At 37.1% G+C, this 17,776-nt stretch carries 15 protein-coding genes and 1 other annotated feature; of the genes, 12 read left to right on the forward strand and 3 right to left on the reverse strand.

All coding sequences use genetic code 11. The features are described from left to right. Positions 1 to 5 precede the first annotated feature (5 nt). The 6 genes from hemA (at position 6) to hemL (ending at position 6,268) form a co-directional block, all read left to right on the forward strand. Positions 6 to 1,370, forward strand: a complete 1,365-nt coding sequence (gene hemA / locus RUH95_RS04820; protein WP_313891703.1) for a glutamyl-tRNA reductase — start codon at positions 6 to 8, stop codon at positions 1,368 to 1,370. A gap of 92 nt (positions 1,371 to 1,462) precedes the next feature. After that, positions 1,463 to 2,293, forward strand: a complete 831-nt coding sequence (locus RUH95_RS04825) for a cytochrome C assembly family protein (protein WP_313891704.1) — start codon at positions 1,463 to 1,465, stop codon at positions 2,291 to 2,293. Between the two features lie 16 nt (positions 2,294 to 2,309). Beyond that, positions 2,310 to 3,239: a hydroxymethylbilane synthase gene (gene hemC / locus RUH95_RS04830; protein ID WP_313891705.1), complete on the forward strand. Its 930-nt coding sequence runs from the start codon at positions 2,310 to 2,312 to the stop codon at positions 3,237 to 3,239. Continuing rightward, entirely contained in the window at positions 3,232 to 3,993 is a 762-nt protein-coding gene (locus RUH95_RS04835) for a uroporphyrinogen-III synthase (RefSeq protein ID WP_313891706.1), read from the forward strand. The genes hemC and RUH95_RS04835 overlap by 8 nt, the downstream gene beginning before the upstream one ends. Next, complete coding sequence (gene hemB, locus RUH95_RS04840) at positions 3,993 to 4,976, forward strand: porphobilinogen synthase (protein WP_313891707.1); 984 nt, start codon at positions 3,993 to 3,995, stop codon at positions 4,974 to 4,976. Before RUH95_RS04835 ends, hemB begins: the two co-directional genes overlap by 1 nt. Then, positions 4,976 to 6,268: a glutamate-1-semialdehyde 2,1-aminomutase gene (hemL, locus tag RUH95_RS04845; RefSeq protein WP_313891708.1), complete on the forward strand. Its 1,293-nt coding sequence runs from the start codon at positions 4,976 to 4,978 to the stop codon at positions 6,266 to 6,268. Before hemB ends, hemL begins: the two co-directional genes overlap by 1 nt. Before the next feature lie 291 nt (positions 6,269 to 6,559). Here the strand turns inward: hemL and RUH95_RS04850 are convergent, their stop codons facing one another. Then, entirely contained in the window at positions 6,560 to 6,835 is a 276-nt protein-coding gene (locus RUH95_RS04850; protein WP_313891709.1) for a hypothetical protein, read from the reverse strand. Between the two features lie 64 nt (positions 6,836 to 6,899). Between RUH95_RS04850 and RUH95_RS04855 the strand changes: the two genes are divergently transcribed. Both RUH95_RS04855 and RUH95_RS04860 read left to right on the forward strand, forming a co-directional pair. Then, positions 6,900 to 7,508: a hypothetical protein gene (locus RUH95_RS04855; RefSeq protein ID WP_313891710.1), complete on the forward strand. Its 609-nt coding sequence runs from the start codon at positions 6,900 to 6,902 to the stop codon at positions 7,506 to 7,508. Between the two features lie 220 nt (positions 7,509 to 7,728). After that, positions 7,729 to 7,957 (forward strand) — a binding site (T-box leader). 44 nt (positions 7,958 to 8,001) lie between these two features. Next, positions 8,002 to 10,647, forward strand: a complete 2,646-nt coding sequence (locus RUH95_RS04860) for a valine--tRNA ligase (protein ID WP_313891711.1) — start codon at positions 8,002 to 8,004, stop codon at positions 10,645 to 10,647. Positions 10,648 to 11,380: 733 nt separating this feature from the next. On the opposite strand, the gene RUH95_RS04865 is transcribed toward RUH95_RS04860, so the two are convergent. Together RUH95_RS04865 and RUH95_RS04870 are read right to left on the reverse strand one after the other, a co-directional pair. Then, positions 11,381 to 12,184, reverse strand: coding sequence for an ATP-grasp domain-containing protein (locus tag RUH95_RS04865; RefSeq protein WP_313891712.1), 804 nt, complete (start codon positions 12,182 to 12,184; stop codon positions 11,381 to 11,383). After that, positions 12,181 to 13,059, reverse strand: a complete 879-nt coding sequence (locus RUH95_RS04870; RefSeq protein WP_313891713.1) for an ATP-grasp domain-containing protein — start codon at positions 13,057 to 13,059, stop codon at positions 12,181 to 12,183. Before RUH95_RS04870 ends, RUH95_RS04865 begins: the two co-directional genes overlap by 4 nt. A gap of 86 nt (positions 13,060 to 13,145) precedes the next feature. Between RUH95_RS04870 and RUH95_RS04875 the strand changes: the two genes are divergently transcribed. The 4 genes from RUH95_RS04875 (at position 13,146) to RUH95_RS04890 (ending at position 17,775) form a co-directional block, all read left to right on the forward strand. Continuing rightward, positions 13,146 to 14,369: a bifunctional folylpolyglutamate synthase/dihydrofolate synthase gene (locus RUH95_RS04875; protein WP_313891714.1), complete on the forward strand. Its 1,224-nt coding sequence runs from the start codon at positions 13,146 to 13,148 to the stop codon at positions 14,367 to 14,369. A 99-nt stretch (positions 14,370 to 14,468) separates the two neighbouring features. Next, complete coding sequence (locus RUH95_RS04880; RefSeq protein ID WP_313891715.1) at positions 14,469 to 16,172, forward strand: sensor domain-containing diguanylate cyclase; 1,704 nt, start codon at positions 14,469 to 14,471, stop codon at positions 16,170 to 16,172. A 125-nt stretch (positions 16,173 to 16,297) separates the two neighbouring features. After that, positions 16,298 to 17,053: a prepilin peptidase gene (locus RUH95_RS04885; RefSeq protein WP_313891716.1), complete on the forward strand. Its 756-nt coding sequence runs from the start codon at positions 16,298 to 16,300 to the stop codon at positions 17,051 to 17,053. Between the two features lie 86 nt (positions 17,054 to 17,139). Next, positions 17,140 to 17,775 carry a hypothetical protein gene (locus tag RUH95_RS04890; protein ID WP_313891717.1) on the forward strand — a complete coding sequence of 212 codons (636 nt, stop codon included), beginning with the start codon at positions 17,140 to 17,142 and terminating at the stop codon, positions 17,773 to 17,775. The last annotated feature ends 1 nt before the right edge of the window (position 17,776 follow it).

A 17,776-nucleotide genomic window follows, 5' to 3' on the forward strand; every position in this document is an offset into this window, starting at 1 on the left:
ATTCCATGCATACAATCGTGGTAGGTGTCAATTACCGTACTGCTCCAGTTGAAATTCGTGAAAAGCTGTCGTTTGTCGAAACAGAACTTCCGAATGCAATGCAAGCACTACAAGATGAAAAAAGCATACTAGAAAACGTAATTGTTTCTACATGTAACCGTACAGAAATTTATGCGACTGTTGATCAATTACATACAGGGAAATATTATATTAAGCAATTTTTAGCTAACTGGTTTGATATTCCATTAGAAAACTTCTCAAGCTATTTATTTATTCATGAAGATAATCATGCAAATAATCATTTATTCCGCGTTACAGCTGGAATCGACTCGATGGTACTTGGTGAAACACAAATATTAGGCCAAGTGAAGAAAAGCTTTCTAGAAGGGCAAGAAAATGGTACGACCGGCACTATTTTTAATCAGCTATTTAAACAAGCTGTTACATTTGCAAAACGGGCGCATGCAGAAACGGCGATTGGAGAAAACGCAGTATCTGTATCGTATGCGGCTGTCGAACTAGGAAAGAAAATTTTCGGTTCATTGAAAAACAAGCATGTTGTCATTTTGGGTGCGGGTAAAATGGGCGAACTTGCCATTCAAAACTTGCATGGTAGCGGAGCAGAAAAAGTAACTGTTATTAACCGCACATTTGAAAAAGCACAGATTTTAGCGCAAAAGTTTGATGGAACTGCGAAATCGATGGATGAATTGCAATGCGCTTTGTTAGAAGCAGATATATTAATCAGCTCAACAGCAGCGACGGAGTATGTCATTGACTTGGAATTAATGCAGTTTGTTGAACGTCTTCGTAAAGGGAAACCATTATTTATGGTAGATATTGCTGTGCCGAGAGATTTAGATCCTCGCATTGGTGATTTACCGAATGTATTCCTGTATGATATCGATGATCTTCAAGGGATTGTGGAAGCGAATTTGGCAGAGCGTGAACGTGCAGCTGCCCAGATTAATAAAATGATTCAAACAGAACTGGATCAATTTAATAACTGGGTGACAACATTAGGTGTTGTTCCAATTATTGCTGCGCTTAGACAAAAAGCAAATCGTATTCAAACAGAAACGATGGTCTCCATTGAAAATAAAATGCCTGATTTAACGGATCGTGAACGCAAAATATTAAGCAAACATACAAAGTCGATTATTAACCAGATTTTGAAAGATCCAATTTTACAAGTAAAAGAATTGTCTGTAGCAAAAGAATCAGCTGAACAACTTCAATTATTCCAAGCAATTTTTGGTATTGAAGAAGATGTGAAAAACGAAATACTTGCACAGGCTGAAAAAGCTAAAATTAACTTAAAACAAACATTAATGGAATCAAAACATTTAAAAGAAGAAATATCATTTTAACGAAGTAAAAGGAGGGGGTTTTTGTATCTGTATGGTAACTAATAGATATATAAAACACCCTTTTTCTATTAAAAGTGAAGAGGGAGTTCTCTATGGCTGATCTTACGATGACGAGGCTACATGAGGTAATGGTTATCCTTCAATCCGTCAGCCTCGTTTTTTATTTTATTGATTATTTGAATAAAGAGCCTAAAGCACATCGTATTGCAGTTTGGCTACTTGCAACTGTTTCAATCTTGCAAACGCTGTTTTTAATTATGTATATTATGGAAACAAAGCGATTTCCTATCCTTTCGCTTTTTGAAGGGATTTATTTTTATGCGTGGCTAATTATTGCTTTATCGCTTATTTTACAATTAGTATTTCGACTGGACTTACCTGCTTTCTTTTTAAATATTATCGGCTTCATTTTTATGACGATACATACATTTGCTCCAAATCAAATGGAGCAGTCTGCGGTTGGGGATGCACTGCGATCGGAGTTATTATTCATCCATATTACAATTGCACTTTTAGCATATGCTGCTTTTTCTTTATCCTTTGTTTTTTCTACACTATATTTAATATTGTATCGTGTTCTGAAAAAGAAAAAATGGACAAAGCAATTTTCAAGACTGCCATCATTGCAGCAAGCAGAAAATGGAATGACTTTATCCATATTAGTAGGAGTCCCATTATTGTTTGTTAGTTTGGTTCTTGGGTTAGAATGGGCTTATGTGTCATTAGATATTTTTACGGTGTTCGATTTTAAAATTATTAGTTCCTTTATTTTATTAATCCTTTATATTGCGATTCTGTTGATTAGAAAAAAATCGCGATTCAAAGGAACGAACTATGCATGGATTCACATATATGCTTATTTATTTGTAATCATTAATTTTTTATTGGGAAGTCAATTATCACAATTCCATTTTTGGTATTAAGAGAGGTTGCGAAAAAATGAGAAAAATTATTGTAGGTTCTAGAAGAAGTAAGTTAGCGTTAACACAAACGAATTGGTTTATTCAACAAATGAAAGATATGGGTGCACCATTTGAGTTTGAAATAAAAGAAATCGTTACAAAAGGAGATCAAATTTTAGATGTAACGTTATCTAAAGTTGGAGGGAAAGGTCTTTTTGTAAAAGAAATCGAGCAAGCGCTTTATGATAAAGAAATAGATTTTGCCGTACATAGTATGAAGGATATGCCTTCTGTGTTGCCGCCAGGTCTAGTAATGGGATGTACACCAAAGCGTGTAGATGAGCGCGATGCATTTATTTCTACAGGTCATGTGAAGTTTGCAGATCTTCCAAAAGGTGCGGTAATTGGGACAAGTAGTTTGAGAAGAAGTGCACAATTATTAATGTTACGCCCAGATATAGAGATTAAATGGATTCGTGGAAATGTAGATACACGACTTCAAAAGTTAGAAGACGGTGAATATGATGCAATTATTTTAGCTGCTGCTGGATTAAAACGTCTTGGTTGGAGCGATGAAGTAGTAACGGAATATTTATCAACGGAAGATTGTCTACCGGCAGTTGGACAAGGAGCACTTGCGATCGAGTGCCGTGAGGGAGATATTGAGCTATTAGCGGAGCTGAGAAAACTGTCAGATGAAGATACTTGGAATGCTATTCATGCAGAACGAGCATTTTTAGCTGCAATGGACGGCGGATGCCAAGTGCCGATTGCAGGTTACGCAACGATAAATGGCGATGAAATTACAATGACAGGATTAGTTGCTGCTCCAGATGCATCTATCGTATATAAAGAAGTTGTAACGGGTAAAGATGCAGAAGCAGCAGGAAAAGAAGTTGCGCGTCTTATCACAGAGCAAGGAGCATATGACTTAATCCAGAAAGTAAAGGCAGAATTGAATGTCTAAGCAATTGCCTTTGCATGGGGAATATGTCATTTTTACAGGAATACCGAGATCGACGGAAGCTGTTGATCTCACCACTCAATTTGGCGCTAAGCCAGTAATCGCTCCGTTTATATCGACGAAAGATATAGACGGACAAGATGATGAAAAAAAATTGCGCACTTGCAATAATTATGATTGGCTCATTTTCACTAGTCAAAGTAGTGTAAATGCTTTTATTGCGAAAATGAAGCATTTTCAATTAAAGTCATCTTTCTTTCAATCGAAAATTGCGGTAGTAGGATCACAAACTGCTTCAGCTATGGAAAATGAAGGGTTTATAATTGAATTTACGCCGACTATATATAGTGCTGACGTATTTGTAAAAGAATTTCCCGCTGTTTCAGCCTCTAGTGAAACTTGTTTATTTGTCCGAGGTAATCTTGCGAAGAACACGATTACAGATGGTCTTTTAAACGAAGTAGATGAATGGACGATATATGAAACGGTCATAGAGAAAGAAAATACAGAGCAAGTACGATCGCTTTTGAAAAGCGATGTCCATTGCTCCGTTATATTTTCTAGTCCTTCCACAGTGGAAGAATTTGATAAGACAATTGCTTCTGACATAGGGTACAACGGTTTTACGGTATGTGCTATCGGTCATATTACGAGAAATCATTTACAATTATTAGGTGCTACCGTGCATGTCATGCCTGACACGTATACATTAACAGAAGTTGTACACGAATTAGTTAAATGGAAAGGGAGAGAATAATGACAGAACTATTTTTTCAGCGTCATCGTCGCCTAAGAAAAACGGCTGGTTTAAGAGCAATGGTAAAAGAAACATATTTACATAAAGAAGATTTAATCTTTCCAATTTTTGTTGCAGAAGGCAATAATATTAAAAATGAAGTAGCGTCGATGCCAGGTGTTTTTCAATTTTCACTTGATCGTTTAGGGGAAGAGGTAGACGAAGTAGTTGGACTTGGTATTCCATCTGTTATTTTATTTGGACTTCCATTAGAAAAAGATGCAGTAGGTACACAAGCTTATCATAATCACGGCATTGTTCAAGAGGCGACTCGCCTTATCAAAAAACGTCACTCTGAACTAGTCGTTATTGCGGATACATGCCTATGTGAATATACAGATCATGGACATTGTGGTGTAGTAGATGCGAATGAACAAATTTTAAATGATCCTTCATTAGATGTATTGGCAAAAACAGCAATCAGTCAAGCGCAAGCGGGAGCGGATATTATTGCACCTTCTAATATGATGGATGGTTTTGTTGCAGCAATTCGTCATGGCTTAGATGAAGCTGGATTTGCAGATGTGCCAATTATGTCGTATGCAGTTAAATATGCATCTGCTTATTATGGTCCGTTCCGTGAAGCGGCAGATGGTGCACCAAAGTTTGGAGACCGTAAAACGTATCAAATGGATTACTCTAATCGTATGGAAGCACTTCGTGAAGCTACTTCGGATGTGGAAGAGGGAGCTGATTTCCTAATCGTGAAGCCGGCACTTTCTTATTTGGACATCATTCGTGATGTAAAAAACAATTTTACAACACCAATCGTCGCTTATAATGTAAGTGGGGAATACGCGATGGTAAAGGCAGCTGCATTAAATGGCTGGATTAATGAAAAAGAAATCGTGTTAGAATCGCTAACAAGTATGAAACGTGCAGGAGCAGATCTTATTTTAACGTATCATGCAAAAGACGTAGCGCATTGGTTGGAGGGAAAATAATGACGAAATCACATGAGTTATCGAAAAAAGCGTTTGATGAAGCGAAAGATTTAATGCCTGGTGGCGTAAACAGTCCAGTTCGTGCATTTAAATCCGTTGATATGGATCCTATTTTCATGGAAAGTGGAAAAGGAGCAATTTTAAAAGACATCGATGGCAATGAATATATAGATTATGTATTATCTTGGGGCCCACTTATTTTAGGGCATACTGAACCGAATGTAGTGAAGGCAATTCAAAAAATAGCGGAAACTGGTACAAGTTTTGGTGCTTCGACGTTAATTGAAAATAAGTTGGCGAAGCTTGTGATGGAACGTGTTCCATCAATCGAAATGGTACGTATGGTTTCTTCGGGTACAGAAGCAACGATGAGTGCACTGCGTTTAGCGCGTGGCTTTACAGGAAGAAATAAAATTTTGAAATTTGAAGGTAGCTATCATGGTCATGGGGACAGTCTGCTTATTAAAGCTGGTTCTGGGGTTGCTACACTAGGATTGCCAGATAGTCCTGGTGTTCCTGAATCTGTTGCTAAAAACACAATTGCGGTACCTTACAATGACTTAGAGAGAGTGCGTTATGTTTTTGAAAACTTTGGAGACGACTTAGCGGCGGTCATTGTAGAACCGGTTGCGGGGAATATGGGAGTTGTACCACCAGTACCAGGCTTTTTAGAAGGCCTTCGTGAATTAACAGAACAAAATGGTACGGTTTTAATATTTGATGAAGTAATGACTGGTTTCCGTGTTGGCTATAATTGTGCACAAGGATTCTACGATATTAAACCTGATCTAACTTGCTTAGGAAAAGTAATTGGTGGTGGTTTACCAGTAGGTGCTTTTGGTGGTAAACGTGAAATCATGGAAATGATCGCACCAAGTGGTCCTGTTTATCAAGCGGGTACTCTGTCAGGAAATCCGCTTGCTATGACTGCAGGATATGAGACGCTTATTCAATTATCAGAGAAGTCTTATGACCATTTCATTATGCTTGGAGATTTATTGGAAAAAGGATTTCGTGAAGCGGCTACTAAGTACAATATCCCGCATACAGTGAATCGTGCTGGATCGATGATTGGCTTCTTCTTCACGAATGAAGATGTTATTAATTTTGATGTTGCGAGTACATCTGATTTAGAGTTTTTTGCAAAATATTTCCGTTTGATGGCAGAGGAAGGTATTTATTTACCTCCTTCACAATATGAAGGATTGTTTTTATCAAGTGCCCATACAGTAGAGCATATTGAAAAAACAGTGCAAGCGTTCCATACAGTGTTTGAAAAACTAACGAAATAAATAAAAGAGTGCTCCTTAAAAATTGCTTCCTAGTGATTTTTAATGGAGTGCTTTTTTGATTCATGCTAAAATGATTTCACATTTCGCTTGGAACAGAATCCATTTATATACATGCAAATATGTCCTTTTTTATCGTTACGAGCTTGCTACATAAAAAACAGCTATTAATTCGCCATTTACTGTTCTAATTTATGGTAATAAATATTTTCAATGTATTATTTTGTGATGTTTAAGGGATGGAAATATTTTTTTGTTGGAAAAATGGAGGGTTTAGTTGGAATTTTAGAGCATTTAGTTGGAGAAGTATTCATAGACATATACCAGTTGATTGGAACGGTGGCGGCGACTTCTGCGGGAATAGCGTGAGCTGAAAGCCCCGCAGGAAAGTGGCTGGCCAAACTTTGTGTGGCCAGCTTCTTTGCGACGAGTAACTGCAGGAGCATATGTTTTCTTTTTGGCGACGAGGATATTGAAGCCATGCTCATGAAAAGCGTCCGCCGTAGCGGAAATCAGCGGTATTTTGGGGAAGTGAAGTGAAATCACATGTCTATGCTCATTAATTTCCATTCCACCAATTGTTCTATTTTGATTCCGTTTGACATAAGTTGTCCTATATAAAGGGGGATGATTTATGGTAGTGAACTCATGGGACGTAAAAGAACAGTTTTTATTTCCAGCGAGCTTTGGAGTGCCGAAAGAAATAAAAGCAGTAGCGGTAACGCCACAATTTGAACAAACGGTCATAGACGATTCGATTCAAATTTCGGGCATTTACCATATTACTTGTCATGTTGCATTTGAAGAAGGAGAATTAGCACATCATGCTACGAGTGAATTCACACAAATAGAAGATTTAGATGTGCAAGGAGAAGTGGGATATTTTGAATACGCGGTTCCAATGAGTATCGACATTCCAAAAGATAAGGTGCAACCTGGGTACTCTCCAACTTTGACAGTACAAGATGTTCATTCTAAAACGACAGAGCATCCAGCGATTGAAATTGGTTGGTCTGTTCAATGCGCATATGAACCTGCTGCACTTGTGAAAGAAGAAATACTAGAGGAAGTGGAGCAAGTAGTAATACTAGCTGAAACGAAGCAGGAAGCAGCGCTGGATGTTCAGGAAAGCACTGTTTTCGAACAATCTGAACTTCAATTTATATTTGACTTAGATGATGGAATGTCTAAGCAGACATTCCCTTCAAATAATATCTTGGTAAAACAAGAAGCAGAGAAATAACAAAAAAGCAAGCAACATAAGATCCCAAAACGTAATGAAGAACAGCACACGAATCATTTGAAATACACAAATGGGAATAATAATGCTTTTGCAATAAAAACGTGCTCTTCGAAGCCATCCAGGCAAATAATGGGGGTTATATCCTCTTCTCATTGTAAACGCTCCTTTCATGAGACTTGACGATTGCTATAAAAATTCGGTACAATATGAACAATTAAATATAGATGCTATGAACGGGAAGAGTAGAATGATTTGGTTATCGACAGAAAGGAAACAATTTGCTGAAATGTTTCTGTTAATCACCATTTGAACGTAGCCCTGGAGCAGTTATTGTGAACTTGAAGTAGCCATAACCGGTTTGAAGCCGTTATCTAATTGAGAGCGTGATGCTTATTTTTTAGCATCTGCGAATAAAGGTGGTACCGCGAACAAACTCCTTCGTCCTTTAATGACGATAGGAGTTTTTTTATATTCTTTTTTAGGAGGAAAAACTATGACAAACGAAACAACAACGATGTCAACAAAGTACGATCCGCAGTCCATTGAAAATGGTCGGTATGAGTGGTGGCTAAAAGGAAAGTTTTTTGAAGCGCATCCAGAAAGCGATAAAGAACCATACACAATTGTAATTCCACCGCCAAACGTAACTGGGAAATTGCATTTAGGTCATGCATGGGATACAACATTACAAGATATTATTATTCGTATGAAACGTATGCAAGGATACGATGCGCTTTGGCTTCCGGGAATGGACCATGCAGGAATTGCAACGCAAGCAAAAGTAGAAGAAAAATTACGTTCCAAAAATATTTCGAGATATGATTTAGGGCGCGAAAAATTCGTGGAAGAAATTTGGAAATGGAAAGATGAATATGCAGGTCATATTCGTGCGCAATGGTCGAAAATTGGCTTGGGTCTTGATTACTCTCGTGAACGTTTCACGCTAGATGAAGGATTATCCAATGCCGTAAAAGAAGTGTTTGTAAAGCTGTACAATAAAGGATTAATTTATCGTGGGGAATACATTATTAACTGGGATCCTGCCACGAAAACAGCATTATCCGATATTGAAGTTATCCATAAAGATGTGCAGGGTGCATTCTATCATATGCGCTACCCTCTAGTAGATGGAACTGGTTTTATCGAAGTTGCGACAACTCGACCAGAAACAATGCTTGGAGATTCGGCAGTTGCAGTACATCCAGAAGATGATCGCTACAAACATTTAATCGGAAAAATGGTGAAGCTTCCAATCGTTGGTCGTGAAATTCCAATCGTTGCGGATGATTATGTAGATATGGAATTTGGAAGTGGAGCAGTGAAAATTACGCCTGCTCATGACCCGAATGACTTTGAAATCGGAAACCGTCATAATTTACAACGAATTTTAGTAATGAATGAAGATGGAACGATGAATAACAATGCTGCTTCTTATGATGGAATGGATCGATTTGTTTGCCGTAAGCAAATCGTAAAGGATTTACAAGATGCGGGTGTTTTATTTAAAATCGAAGACCATATGCATTCAGTAGGGCACTCAGAGCGCAGTGGAGCGGTTGTAGAGCCTTACCTTTCTACTCAATGGTTTGTTAAAATGCAACCACTTGCAGATGAAGCGATTAAATTACAACAAGCAGAAGGCAAAGTAAACTTTGTTCCAGAACGATTTGAAAAAACATATTTGCAATGGATGGAAAATGTCCATGATTGGTGTATTTCCCGTCAATTATGGTGGGGACACAGAATTCCTGCTTGGTATCATAAAGAAACTGGCGAAATCTACGTTGGTCATGACGCACCAGCGGATGAAGAAAACTGGAACCAAGATAATGACGTATTAGATACATGGTTCTCTTCTGCATTATGGCCGTTTTCTACATTAGGTTGGCCTGATGCTGAAAACGAAGAGTTTAAAAAGTATTACCCAACAAATACGCTAGTTACTGGTTATGATATTATATTCTTCTGGGTTTCACGTATGATATTCCAAGGAATTGAATTTACGGGTACTCGACCATTTGAAGACGTTCTAATTCACGGACTTGTTCGAGCAGAAGATGGTCGTAAAATGTCGAAATCACTTGGCAATGGTATTGATCCAATGGAAGTAATTGAACAGTACGGAGCAGATTCACTGCGCTACTTCTTAAGTACAGGTTCATCTCCTGGTCAAGATTTACGTTTCTCTACTGAAAAAGTAGAGGCTGTATGGAATTTTGCCAATAAAATTTGGAATGCATCCCGTTTTGCATTAATGAATATGGACGGCATGAAATTCGAAGAAATTAATTTAGATGGCAAAAAATCTGTTGCAGATGCATGGATTCTTACACGATTAAATGAAACAATCGAGCAAGTAACTAGACTATCCGATAAATATGAATTCGGCGAAGTAGGCCGTGCGCTTTATAACTTCATTTGGGATGATTTCTGTGATTGGTATATTGAAATGTCTAAATTACCACTGAATGGTGATGATGAAGATGCGAAGAAAATGACGCGTTCTGTACTTGCCTATGTTTTAGACAATACTATGCGTTTATTGCATCCATTTATGCCTTTTATTACAGAAGAAATTTGGCAAAACCTTCCGCATGAAGGGGAGTCGATTACAGTAGCTGCTTGGCCAACTGTAAATGAAGCTCTTTCGAATAAAGAAGATGCTGCAAGTATGAAATTACTAGCGGAAATTATTCGTTCAGTACGTAATATTCGTGCAGAAGTACAAACGCCAATGAGTAAAAAAGTACCGTTGTATATTTCAGCAAAAGACGCAGAAACATTAACTGTTTTAGAAGAAAATGCAATGTATTTAGAGCGTTTCTGTAATCCAGAGCCGCTTGTAATTGGTCAAGGAATTGAAGCGCCTGGTCAAACGATGTCAGCTGTTGTGACAGGAGCAGAAATTTTCCTTCCACTTCAAGGATTAATTGATGTAGATGCTGAAAAAGCTCGACTTGAAAAAGAGTTGGAGAAATGGGCGAAGGAAGTAAAACTTGTTCAAGGTAAGCTATCAAATGAGCGTTTTGTTTCAAAGGCGCCGGAAGCTGTAGTGGCGGAAGAACGCGCGAAGGAACAAGATTATATAGAGAAACACGCAACTGTATTGAAGCGTTTAGAAGAACTAAAGAATATGTAATAAAAGATGACTACTCCGAAGAAATTTCGGGGTAGTCTTTTTGAAAGATAAGAAAGTATATGGAAAAGTAGTATGAACACTGGGTTTAGAATCATTTTAAGTGTATGGAAGAGTGTGAATGTATAAGGGCGGATTCCGTTTCAAGTGGACGCGTTCGACGGGCACTTCTTCAATCTCCTCGTCGCTGCAAAAATATGCTCCTGCGGTTACTCGTCGCAAAGACACTGGCCAAATAGAGTTTGGCCAGTGTCTTTCCTGCGCGGCTTTCAGCTCGCGCTTTACCCGCCCGAGTCGCCGCCTTTCACTACATCCATCCTGCTTATGGGAGTGTATTCATGTAAGAGGAAGAGAAAAAAATCATCAACATTTCTAGTTAGAAGTAGATCGACAATTTTCATACAAAGTAAATTTGTCATCTACTTTTCCAATTTATGTCCGAAAGTGGAAGTGTCTCTTTCTAAAAACCTACAAACAGCCGCCCAAATTGCATCTTTGGCGGCCTGCTTACTAGATAGAATTCTATTGCCAAAAATATTTAACGACTTGGCATGGAAGTTGAAGGCGAGCGGTAGGCGAACATTTGCCATACGATGACCGACGAAAAAGCTTGCTGGAAGGGGCGCAGCCACTTCCAACAAGCTTTAAAAGTTTCCACGTTCATTGTATAGCCCAATGTGAAGCCAAGAGCGAGCCGGAAACTGTAGTGCTTACAGGTATCAGGTTTTAAAAGAGTTTACGGTTTTCTTATAAGTTTTTGATGGATGTATTCCATAATCGGAATGGCGATATCTTTTTGGGTTGTTTCGTAATAAGATCTTGCACCAACCGGATCTTCAATTTCATTAAACAGCCAATTGCCATCGGGTAATAATAAAAAATCTATTCCAATATAATCACTTTTTAAAGCAGTCGCTATTTTTTCTACATCTATTTGCTGCAGTTTGCTTAATTCGTATTTTTCTACTGTTCCGCCAAGCGTAAAGTTCGATTTGAAGCTATCTTTCGCTCCGATTCGTTTAACTGCACCGATAACTGATGTGCCCAACATAAATACACGTACATCTGTAGCGTTTGTTTCGATATAATCTTGCGCAATAATTGTTTTCGACGGATGATTTACTAAAAAAGCTTCCGTTTTTTCTTGCGTAGGAAATAGTTCAACTTCCATCCCGCCATGGCCATCCGTTGTTTTTAATACAACAGGATAGCTATGAATATCAGAAATGCTGTTAATCTTTTTAGTTCGAACGGTCGGGACTCCGAGCAATTGTACGAGTTGAATTGCTTTCCATTTATCATTCGCTATTACATTCACCTCAGCACGATTAAACATTTGTACATTTCTTTGTTCTAATTGCTTAGAAAGAACTGGATTCCTTGCACGGAAAAAAATAAAGTCCGCATGTGGAATCGATTCACTTTTATCGTCTATTACACTTAAACTGTGCCCAAGATTATTTGCTGCTTTAATAAGACGGTCTATAAAGCTTTTATTTCGTTCGATTTCTTTCAACTCATAAATTAGCAAACCGTTCATATAGTAATTGCAGCCACTTTAGAAAGGATATATGAAATCATAGCATCTCCAACATTGATGCCCGTTACGTTGAAAATATTACGAATATGCGCGACCCCATTTACTTCACAAACGAGCGGTTCATCATTTTCTCCGAACAATAAATCAACACCAGCAAATTCAGCACCAAGTGCAGTAGCTGCATGTATCGCTACTTCCTTTTGTCTTTCAGTAAGGATAATTTGGGAAGCGGTGCCTCCGTTTGTAATATTGGCGCGAAAATCTGTTTCGGATTGGCGATGCATACAAGCGACAACTTGGCCTCCGACAATATTTACTCGAATATCGCGTCCTCTACTTGTTTCGATAAATTCTTGGAATACATATTCTGTTCCGTTTAACTCTTCTACTTTTTCGAAAAATTGTTCTTTTGTTTCAATTAGATAAACTTTCATTCCAAATGAGCCATGCGCTTCTTTTATGATCATTGGAAGACTTAAAGTTGCTAATACTTGCTCGTAATATCCAGTATGTTGAATCGTAAAGTTTGGATATACTTTTGGGGCAATAATTGTAGTTGGCATTGGAACTTGTGCTTTTGCAAGCTCCATATATTGACGCGCTTTGTTATCGCAAATTTCAATAACGTCAGGGTCGTTAAATACCGGAATGCCTTCATTGACTAGAAATTTTGCGAGCAGTATATCTTTGTCTAGAAACACGACGAAATCCGGTTTGTTTTGTAATCGTTGTTGAACATTCATTAAAACTTCGTAGTTTTTCACTAAACTAGCATGAATTCCTTGCTTTTCTGCGGCTTCTTGCAAGAGCAGAGCTTGATCGATAAATTTTTCTGATGTGAGACTTCCATTGTAAACAATCCAACATGATTGCATAGTAATTACCTCCGCTAATGCGTGTTATAATAGTATTCACAAGAAGTTTATCATGAAATATAACAAGACGGAATAGGGTGGAGCATGTGAAAATAATTAATTTTGAAATTTATAAAAATAAATGGAATATGGAAAGTGAAGTTATTATTAAACCTGGTTTAGAGTCTATTCAAACGGCGCTAGAAAAACTCGGAAATCCACAGCTTAAACATAAGGCAATTCATGTTGCGGGGACGAATGGTAAAGGTTCTACAATTTCCTTTTTAAGTGCAATCGCAAAAGAACATAATCTTTCGTACGGTTCATTTACTTCTCCTTCGATTGTAGATGTACATGATCAAATTAATATAAACGGAAAAAATGTGACGGCTGAGCAAATGGATAAAGCGTTTCAAAAAATGCAGCAATTTGGCTTGAGTGGAATGCTTACGGAATTTGAATTACTAACCGTAACAGCATTTTTAGTCTTTGAGCAGGAACCGTTAGACGTTGTTTTTATTGAAGCTGGCATGGGTGGAAGATTTGATAGTACAAATGTGATGGACGAGTCTGTCGCTGTCATTCCAAGTATTTCGATCGATCACACGAACTTTTTAGGAGAAACAGTGGAAGAAATCAGTTGGCATAAAGCGGGAATTATGAAAAAGAATAGCCGATTAATAGTAGGACAGTTACCTATGGAAGCGAAAAATGTGTTTTTGAAAGAAGCGGAAGAAAAGCATGTAGAAGTATCACAGTTTGGGAAGGATTTTATAGTGACGAATCATATGTTTCAGATGGGAGACAATCGTTATACGAATCTTTATCCGCTAATGCTTGGAGAGCATCAGTTATCGAATATGTCTTTAGCAATTGCATCATTGATCGTCAGTGGATTTACTTTAGAAGAAGCTAAAATCCAAAAAGGGGTAAGCGCTGCTTTTTTATTTGGGAGAATGGAACAAGTAGATGAACATGTCTTTTTTGATGGTGCGCATAATAATGCGAGTGTAGATGCATTAGTGCAAACGATACGTACATTTTTTCCGAGCAAGAAAATCAGGTTTATTGTTGGTATATTAAAAGACAAAGATTATGTATATATGCTTCGACAGCTAGAAAGTGTTGCTTCCTCATTTGAATTTGTGGACTTTGAACATGAGCGAGCATTATCTGCTTCCATTTTATATAAACACTGTTTGCATAGTGATAAAGTACTTATTGGAGATGTGGGAAAAGTGGATTTATCTAACGAAGATGAGAAGGTTGTGACTTTTGTAACCGGCTCTTTGTATTTACTCACAAAGTTAAAAGAAAAAATAGGGAATTAGAACGTGAAATATTACCATGTGTTCATGCTATAATTTATTTATCTAATAATTGCGTGAAAAGTAATAGTCGGAAATACCTGTAAGGAGATTGATAGTCATATGGAAATTTCAAATAAAACCAAGCGAATTTACAAACTATTATGGCTATTGGTCGTTCCAATTGGAATGTTTCTAGTTTATCAATTTTTTCCTAGTAACCCCATTCAGTGGGGCAACTATATACTACTATTAATATTAGCAGCAGTGATTACTTGTTTTCCGTTCTTTATTTCTGGGACACCAATTATGCTAGTTCAATTTGTAAATCTTGCAGTCTTTTTAAAGTATGGTGTTTTCGCAGAAATTATTTTGATGCAAGTATGCCTAATTCCCGTTTTCTATAACATGAATTTCGGAAAAGAAACGTTAAGTCGTATGGCGTTTAGTTCTTTTATGTTTTTTGTAGCCTCAGCCATGAGTGGGTTTATTGTCCATTTGCTAGGGTTTCAAGTAGGCTCTATAAATATAAAAGATATTTTTGTTAATGGCCTTCTTTTTGCTGTTCTTACTGCATTTATGAATCATCATATTCTGTATGTTCGTGATTATTTAATCGGGCAGAAGCATCGTTACATAGATAAAGAATCTTTATGGGATTTTGCAGGACTTACGATGACATTCCCATTTGGTATTAGCCTTTATATGCTTGAACATTATATTGGTTTCATTGCTATTTTGCTTTTAGGTATTCCATTTTTACTTATTACTTTTCTAGTTCGCTTATATAGTGATTCGGAAAAGGTGAACACTGATTTGACTCGAGCAAGTGAGTTTGGTCATGAACTTGCAGAACGGATGAGCAGTAGAGAAATAGTGGACATGTTTATCGATCGTATTTCTAATATGTTCCCAATGGATTCTGCTTATATTGTAGATTATATTAATGATCAATTTGTTGTCCTTCGAGCGATAGAAGATGGCATAAAGAAAGATCTAGATTTTTCTCATGAAGACATTAAGTTTAGCCTTGCTGGAAAAGTGTATGAAGAAGGAAAGCCTATGTTATTTAACAAACAAACCGAATGGATTCAAATGAGGCCGCCTTTTCTTTCTTTAGATTTACAAAGTGTTATGAGTGTTCCTATTTATCGAAATAAAAAAATAGAAGCAGTTTTAGTTCTCGCTTCCAAAAAGAGAAGTGCTTTTGAGCGGTACCAATTAAATATTATCCACCTTTTATGTTCTTATTTTGCTGTTACGATAGAAAGAGCTAGATTTGTGAAAGAAGCCCTCGCTAAAAGTGAGCGTTGCGAACTAACTCAACTTTATAATTATCGTTATTTAGATAAACAAGTAGAGAAAGATATGGAAAATATAGTTTTAGGAAAATCTCGAACATTATCATTAATCATGTTGGACATAGATCGATTTAAGATGGTCAATGATACATACGGACATCATAGTGGGAATTTAATACTTCGAGCATTTGCTAAAATAATAAAAGAAGAAATCGGTGCTAATGGTACGGTTTCTAGATACGGTGGAGAAGAATTTGTTGTATTACTGCCGAATTATACTAAAATAGAGGCTATTCATATAGCCGAGCAAATACGTAGAAGAATTGAACAAACGCCGTTTGTTGTTCAGTTAGATCTAGCGGAAGAAACACGAGAAGAAGAGATATTCATCACAGTTAGTAGTGGAGTTTCGACAGCCCCAGAAGATAGTGATGAAGGAAAAACATTATTACGAAATGCAGATCGGGCTTTATATATTGGTGCGAAGCAAGCTGGAAGAAACAAAGTCGCAGAGTATATTAAATAATTTTTGAGAAACCAATTAGAAGTTTTCTAATTGGTTTTTTACATAAAGTAGTTTTTGATATATATTTTTCCATTATAAATGTGTATAATAGGCAAAAAATGATAATGAGGTGACCGAAAACTACGATGATCATTGTTCAATCTTTTTGCTTCTTTGTCTATGGTCTTGTTTTAGGTTCGTTTTACAATGTAGTAGGCTTGCGTGTTCCGAAAGGAGAGTCCGTTGTAAAGCCGGCTTCTCATTGTACTGTTTGTGATCGGAATTTAACTGTCGCAGATTTAATGCCTGTTTTTTCGTATGTGTTTCTAAAAGGTAAGTGTAGAAAATGTGGAACAAACATTCATTGGATATATCCAATGGTAGAGTTGGTTACTGGCTTATTATTTGCTTACGCATTTTATCGATTAGGATTCTCAACAGAATTGATTATAGCTATTTTATTAATTTCGATGCTTGTCATTATTTCGGTTTCAGATATTACCTATATGCTTATACCAGATAAAATTCTTTTGTTTTTCCTCATTCCTTTAATAATTGTTAGAGTCATCGCACCACTTTCACCGTGGTGGGATAGTGTGTTAGGTGCGGTTATCGGATTTAGTTTATTACTTTCGGTCGCAATTATGTCGAAAGGTGGAATAGGTGGGGGGGACATTAAGTTGTTTTTTGTTATTGGTATTGTTTTAGGTTGGAAACAAGTATTGTTTACTTTGTTTTTAGCTTCTACGATTGGTGCGGTGGTAGGTATTATGCTGTTAATGAAAGCTAAAAAAAATCGAAAGACGCCTATACCATTTGGACCGTCGATCGCAGTAGCGGCAGTTATTTCTTATTTTCATGGCGAAGTGTTTGTCGATTACTATGTAAAATTGTTTTTTTAACACGATAAATTTTTTGGACGAGCCGACATAGGTCTCGTCTTTTTTTGTTTTTTTCATGTTACGGTTTAGTAAAAGAGGTGATTGTAATGCCAATTAGAAGGCGAAACCCGAGAAATAAAATGGTGCTTGCGGGTATTCAAGGTGGAGTTATTGGAGTAGTTGGTGTTTTACTTTTTGGATTTGCTCTAAATTTTGCGAACGATCAAAAAGAAAAACCAGAAGTTGTTGAAACTGAAACAATTGAAAAAGAGGAAGTGGAGAAAAAGGTAGAAGTGACAACAGATGGTGTTTTAACACTTAAAGCGCAGCAGTTTGGAATGTTTACGACAAAAGAAAGTGCAATGGCGTTTGTAAGTGAACAACCGAGCCTTGAAAAAGCGGGTATTTTGAATGTGGAAAATCAGTTTTACGTATGGAGCCAGTTATTTGCGGATGAGGCAATCGCAGAACAAACGAATGTATTGCCAGCGTTCATGAAAACACTTTATGTTTCAACGGATAGTTGTGAAAGTAAAAAAGTAAAAAATATGATGCAATTATTACAAGAAGAAAAATTATCAAAAAAATATTTTGACAGTGTGAAGAAAAAAGAGGATTATCCAGATGATATGATGAGTATAGTACAGGCTGTCACTGCGTTTACGGATGTTTCGTCAGTAATAAGATTGCATATTTTTACACATTATGCGGAGCAAAATGAATGCGTAAAATTGAATTTTTGAT

The organism is Psychrobacillus sp. (genome assembly GCF_032154225.1).
In the GTDB taxonomy this organism is placed as follows: Bacteria; Bacillota; Bacilli; order Bacillales_A; family Planococcaceae; genus Psychrobacillus.

Bases quoted from the DNA above. Each gene is read 5' to 3' on its own strand.
- hemL (WP_313891708.1), top strand. From the start codon at position 4,976: ATGACGAAATCACATGAGTTATCGAAAAAAGCGTTTGATGAAGCGAAA.
- hemB (WP_313891707.1), top strand. From the start codon at position 3,993: ATGACAGAACTATTTTTTCAGCGTCATCGTCGCCTAAGAAAAACGGCT.
- RUH95_RS04890 (WP_313891717.1), top strand. From the start codon at position 17,140: ATGCCAATTAGAAGGCGAAACCCGAGAAATAAAATGGTGCTTGCGGGT.
- RUH95_RS04835 (WP_313891706.1), top strand. From the start codon at position 3,232: ATGTCTAAGCAATTGCCTTTGCATGGGGAATATGTCATTTTTACAGGA.
- RUH95_RS04870 (WP_313891713.1), bottom strand. From the start codon at position 13,059: ATGCAATCATGTTGGATTGTTTACAATGGAAGTCTCACATCAGAAAAA.
- RUH95_RS04885 (WP_313891716.1), top strand. From the start codon at position 16,298: ATGATCATTGTTCAATCTTTTTGCTTCTTTGTCTATGGTCTTGTTTTA.
- RUH95_RS04825 (WP_313891704.1), top strand. From the start codon at position 1,463: ATGGCTGATCTTACGATGACGAGGCTACATGAGGTAATGGTTATCCTT.
- RUH95_RS04865 (WP_313891712.1), bottom strand. From the start codon at position 12,184: ATGAACGGTTTGCTAATTTATGAGTTGAAAGAAATCGAACGAAATAAA.
- RUH95_RS04850 (WP_313891709.1), bottom strand. From the start codon at position 6,835: ATGGAAATTAATGAGCATAGACATGTGATTTCACTTCACTTCCCCAAA.
- hemC (WP_313891705.1), top strand. From the start codon at position 2,310: ATGAGAAAAATTATTGTAGGTTCTAGAAGAAGTAAGTTAGCGTTAACA.
- RUH95_RS04860 (WP_313891711.1), top strand. From the start codon at position 8,002: ATGACAAACGAAACAACAACGATGTCAACAAAGTACGATCCGCAGTCC.
- RUH95_RS04855 (WP_313891710.1), top strand. From the start codon at position 6,900: ATGGTAGTGAACTCATGGGACGTAAAAGAACAGTTTTTATTTCCAGCG.
- hemA (WP_313891703.1), top strand. From the start codon at position 6: ATGCATACAATCGTGGTAGGTGTCAATTACCGTACTGCTCCAGTTGAA.
- RUH95_RS04880 (WP_313891715.1), top strand. From the start codon at position 14,469: ATGGAAATTTCAAATAAAACCAAGCGAATTTACAAACTATTATGGCTA.